Source organism: Rhodanobacter ginsengisoli (assembly GCF_042657065.1).
Classification (GTDB): Bacteria; Pseudomonadota; Gammaproteobacteria; order Xanthomonadales; family Rhodanobacteraceae; genus Rhodanobacter; species Rhodanobacter ginsengisoli.
This window is the reverse complement of the sequence record NZ_JBHSNF010000007.1, coordinates 1-5,527: the sequence shown is the minus strand read 5'-3', so window position 1 is coordinate 5,527 and position 5,527 is coordinate 1. Positions and strand designations below refer to the sequence as shown.

At 54.2% G+C, this 5,527-nt stretch carries 2 tRNA genes and 3 rRNA genes; all 5 read right to left on the bottom strand.

The features are described from left to right. Positions 1–112: 112 nt before the first annotated feature. The 5 genes from rrf to ACFPPA_RS18975 all read right to left on the bottom strand — a co-directional run bounded on the left by rrf (position 113) and on the right by ACFPPA_RS18975 (position 5,342). A 5S ribosomal RNA gene (gene rrf, locus ACFPPA_RS18995) occupies positions 113–226 on the bottom strand. Positions 227–348: 122 nt separating this feature from the next. Continuing rightward, positions 349–3,230 (bottom strand): 23S ribosomal RNA (locus ACFPPA_RS18990). A gap of 207 nt (positions 3,231–3,437) precedes the next feature. After that, positions 3,438–3,513, bottom strand: a tRNA-Ala gene (locus tag ACFPPA_RS18985). Between the two features lie 16 nt (positions 3,514–3,529). Continuing rightward, positions 3,530–3,606 (bottom strand) — tRNA-Ile (locus ACFPPA_RS18980). 191 nt (positions 3,607–3,797) lie between these two features. Continuing rightward, a 16S ribosomal RNA gene (locus ACFPPA_RS18975) occupies positions 3,798–5,342 on the bottom strand. Together the 16S, 23S and 5S rRNA genes with 2 tRNA genes alongside form the textbook arrangement of a ribosomal RNA operon. Positions 5,343–5,527: the final 185 nt, after the last annotated feature.

Here is a 5,527-nt window from a genome sequence, read left to right as displayed (position 1 = left end):
TAAAGCCCCTGGCGGTGACCTGTTGCAGCCTGCGATCGTCGATCGCAGCAGCAACGGCAAACGCCATAAAGACGAAGGCCTCCCCGGGTGGGGAGGCCTTCTTGGATAAAGCCCCTGGCGGTGACCTACTCTTGCATGGCAAAGCCACACTACCATCGGCGCATGCGCGTTTCACTTCTGAGTTCGGGATGGGATCAGGTGGTACCACGCCGCTATGGCCGCCAGGGAAGGGGTGGGAGCAGCGCTTCTTGAGCGCCAGCTCCACATAGGGTGTAAACGAGTGACAAGCGTCGAGGTGAATTCGAATCAGACAAGCTTCGAGGAACGAACGAAGCGTCTTGGGGTTATATGGTCAAGCCTCACGGCTCATTAGTATCAGTTAGCTCCATGCATTGCTGCACTTCCACACCTGACCTATCAACCACGTAGTCTTCATGGTGCCTTAAGGAGAGTCAAGCTCTCGGGAGATCTCATCTTGGGGCATGCTTCCCGCTTAGATGCTTTCAGCGGTTATCACTTCCGTTCATAGCTACCGGGCAATGCCATGGGCATGACAACCCGAACACCAGCGGAACGTCCACTCCGGTCCTCTCGTACTAGGAGCAGCCCCCCTCAAATCTCCAACGCCCACGACAGATAGGGACCGAACTGTCTCACGACGTTCTGAACCCAGCTCGCGTACCACTTTAAATGGCGAACAGCCATACCCTTGGGACCGGCTACAGCCCCAGGATGTGATGAGCCGACATCGAGGTGCCAAACACCGCCGTCGATATGAACTCTTGGGCGGTATCAGCCTGTTATCCCCGGAGTACCTTTTATCCGTTGAGCGATGGCCCTTCCATACAGAACCACCGGATCACTAAGACCTACTTTCGTACCTGCTTGATCCGTCGATCTCGCAGTCAAGCACGCTTATGCCTTTGCACACAGTGCGCGATGTCCGACCGCGCTGAGCGTACCTTCGTGCTCCTCCGTTACTCTTTGGGAGGAGACCGCCCCAGTCAAACTACCCACCATACACGGTCCCTGATCCGGATTACGGATCGAGGTTAGAACGTCAAGCACTTCAGGGTGGTATTTCAAGGATGGCTCCACGCAAACTGGCGTCTGCGCTTCAAAGCCTCCCACCTATCCTACACAGAAGAACTCAACGTTCAGTGTAAAGCTATAGTAAAGGTTCACGGGGTCTTTCCGTCTTGCCGCGGGAACGCTGCATCTTCACAGCGAATTCAATTTCACTGAGTCTCGGGTGGAGACAGCGCCGCTGTCGTTACGCCATTCGTGCAGGTCGGAACTTACCCGACAAGGAATTTCGCTACCTTAGGACCGTTATAGTTACGGCCGCCGTTTACTGGGGCTTCGATCAAGAGCTTCGCCTTGCGGCTGACCCCATCAATTAACCTTCCAGCACCGGGCAGGCGTCACACCCTATACGTCCACTTTCGTGTTTGCAGAGTGCTGTGTTTTTGATAAACAGTCGCAGCGGCCAGGTTACTGCGACCCATCGATGCTCAGTCACGCACGTGACCACACCAATGGGCGCACCTTCTCCCGAAGTTACGGTGCCATTTTGCCTAGTTCCTTCACCCGAGTTCTCTCAAGCGCCTTGGGATTCTCACCCTGCCTACCAGTGTCGGTTTGCGGTACGGTTTTTCTATAGCTGAAGCTTAGTGGCTTTTCCTGGAAGCGTGGTGTCAGTCACTTCGCCCAAAAGGGCTCGTCTCGGTGCTCGGCATAAAGGGTCCCGGATTTGCCTAAGACCCATGCCTACCGCCTTTCCCCAGGACAACCAACGCCTGGTAGACCTAACCTTCTCCGTCCCCACATCGCACTATAGAAAAGTGCAGGAATATTAACCTGCTTCCCATCGACTACGCATTTCTGCCTCGCCTTAGGGGCCGACTCACCCTGCGCCGATTAACGTTGCGCGAGGAAACCTTGGGCTTTCGGCGTGGGGGCTTTTCACCCCCATTATCGTTACTCATGTCAGCATTCGCACTTCCGATACCTCCAGCAGACTTTACAATCCACCTTCACAGGCTTACGGAACGCTCCTCTACCGCGTACACATAAATGTGCACACCCCGAGCTTCGGTGCATAGCTTAGCCCCGTTAAATCTTCCGCGCAGACCGACTCGACCAGTGAGCTATTACGCTTTCTTTAAAGGGTGGCTGCTTCTAAGCCAACCTCCTGGCTGTCTATGCCTTTCCACATCGTTTTCCACTTAGCTATGACTTTGGGACCTTAGCTGCGGGTCTGGGTTGTTTCCCTTTTCACGACGGACGTTAGCACCCGCCGTGTGTCTCCCGTGTAGTACGTGTTGGTATTCGGAGTTTGCCATGGTTTGGTAAGTCGCGATGACCCCCTAGCCATAACAGTGCTCTACCCCCAACAGTATTCGCACGAGGCGCTACCTAAATAGCTTTCGAGGAGAACCAGCTATCTCCGAGTTTGTTTAGCCTTTCACTCCTATCCTCAGCTCATCCCCATCTATTGCAACAGATGTGGGTTCGGTCCTCCAGTGCGTGTTACCGCACCTTCAACCTGGCCAAGGATAGATCACTCGGTTTCGGGTCTACTGCCTGAGACTATGCGCCCTATTCAGACTCGATTTCTCTTCGCCTCCCCTATACGGTTAAGCTTGCCACAGACAGTAAGTCGCTGACCCATTATACAAAAGGTACGCAGTCACCCTTGCGGGCTTCCACTGCTTGTACGTATACGGTTTCAGGGTCTATTTCACTCCCCTCTCCGGGGTTCTTTTCGCCTTTCCCTCACGGTACTAGTTCGCTATCGGTCAGTCAGTAGTATTTAGCCTTGGAGGATGGTCCCCCCATGTTCAGACAAGGTTTCACGTGCCCCGCCTTACTCAATTTCACACAAAGTGCCCTTTCGTCGACTGGGCTATCACCATCTATGGCCGGCCTTTCCATGCCGTTTGACTAGAACACAATGTGCTTTTGGGCTAGTCCCCGTTCGCTCGTCGCTACTTAGGGAATCTCGGTTGATTTCTTTTCCTCCGGGTACTTAGATATTTCAGTTCCCCGGGTTCGCCCTGCATGGCTATGTATTCACCATGCAGTACTCCTTGCGGAGTGGGTTTCCCCATTCGGACATTGCCGGATCAAAGCTTGTTGCCAGCTCCCCGACACTTTTCGCAGGCTGCCACGTCCTTCATCGCCTCTGACTGCCAAGGCATCCACCGTATACGCTTAGTCGCTTGACCATATAACCCCAAGTCGCCTCGGGGCCATCATCGTTTGACCGATGAGCCAAGCACTTCGTTTTCGTGCCTTAACACTTGTCTCGGTTCGGTTCGAACCAAGACGCTTGTCACTCGTTTACTTGTTTTCAAAGAACATCATGCCGGCCTCTATGCCGGATGATTTCAAAATCTTTTGTGTGCCGAATACTTCACGCGTCAATCAGTCCATGGTGGAGCCTGTCGGGATCGAACCGACGACCCCCTGCTTGCAAAGCAGGTGCTCTCCCAGCTGAGCTAAGGCCCCAAGAAATCTTGGCATATGGTGGGTCTGGGTGGACTCGAACCACCGGCCTCACCCTTATCAGGGGTGCGCTCTAACCACCTGAGCTACAGACCCAGAGATCGAACCCAGAACCTGGACCAACGTACTCAGGATATTCGTCCGGAGCAGCTGTTTTGAAGAGTCCGGCCATGGATGGCCGGTCTTGATCTACACGACACCGAGTCGTGTGAAACCAAGCCTTTGCGTAAAGTACAGGTGTCTTGTGTGGACGTCTTGCAACAGAACGTTGCGACCGTCTTTTCTCGAAAGGAGGTGATCCAGCCGCACCTTCCGATACGGCTACCTTGTTACGACTTCACCCCAGTCATGAACCACTCCGTGGTCGTCGTCCTCCTTGCGGTTAGACTAACGGCTTCTGGAGCAACCCACTCCCATGGTGTGACGGGCGGTGTGTACAAGGCCCGGGAACGTATTCACCGCGGCATAGCTGATCCGCGATTACTAGCGATTCCGACTTCACGAAGTCGAGTTGCAGACTTCGATCCGGACTGGGATCGGCTTTCTGGGATTGGCTCCACCTCGCGGTATTGCAACCCTCTGTACCGACCATTGTAGTACGTGTGTAGCCCTGGCCGTAAGGGCCATGAGGACTTGACGTCATCCCCACCTTCCTCCGGTTTGTCACCGGCAGTCTCCTTAGAGTTCCCGACATTACTCGCTGGCAACTAAGGACAAGGGTTGCGCTCGTTGCGGGACTTAACCCAACATCTCACGACACGAGCTGACGACAGCCATGCAGCACCTGTGTTCCGATTCCCGAAGGCACTCCCGCATCTCTGCAGGATTCCGGACATGTCAAGGCCAGGTAAGGTTCTTCGCGTTGCATCGAATTAAACCACATACTCCACCGCTTGTGCGGGCCCCCGTCAATTCCTTTGAGTTTCAGTCTTGCGACCGTACTCCCCAGGCGGCGAACTTAACGCGTTAGCTTCGACACTGATCTCCGAGTTGAGACCAACATCCAGTTCGCATCGTTTAGGGCGTGGACTACCAGGGTATCTAATCCTGTTTGCTCCCCACGCTTTCGTGCTTCAGCGTCAGTGTTGTCCCAGATGGCCGCCTTCGCCACTGATGTTCCTTCCGATCTCTACGCATTTCACCGCTACACCGGAAATTCCACCATCCTCTGACACACTCTAGCTAGCCAGTATCCATTGCCATTCCCAGGTTGAGCCCGGGGATTTCACAACAGACTTAACTAACCGCCTACGCACCCTTTACGCCCAGTAATTCCGATTAACGCTTGCACCCTTCGTATTACCGCGGCTGCTGGCACGAAGTTAGCCGGTGCTTATTCCTCGGGTACCGTCAGCCCCACCGGTTATTAACCAATGGTATTTCGTTCCCGATAAAAGTGCTTTACAACCCGAAGGCCTTCTTCACACACGCGGCATTGCTGGATCAGGCTTGCGCCCATTGTCCAATATTCCCCACTGCTGCCTCCCGTAGGAGTCTGGACCGTGTCTCAGTTCCAGTGTGGCTGATCATCCTCTCAGACCAGCTATCGATCGTCGCCTTGGTAAGCCGTTACCTTACCAACTAGCTAATCGAACATCGGTCCGTCTGACCGCGCGAGGCCCGAAGGTCCCCCGCTTTCTCCCGTAGGACGTATGCGGTATTAGCGTAAGTTTCCCTACGTTATCCCCCACGTTCAGGTAGGTCCCGATGCATTACTCACCCGTCCGCCACTCGCCACCCACAGAGCAAGCTCTGCTGTGCTGCCGTTCGACTTGCATGTGTTAGGCATGCCGCCAGCGTTCAATCTGAGCCAGGATCAAACTCTTCACTTAAGTTTTCGACAACCTCGCCCTTGCGGGCTCGGCCATCTATCTTTCCGAAGCGTATGTCCCAACAAAATCAAAACTCATTACTGACTTTTTTCTTTCATTGGACGCTTGCATTTCTTGGACAGGTCGTAACCCGCCATCGCAAGACGTCCACACAATTCACCTGCGCACACTGTCAAAGATCAACC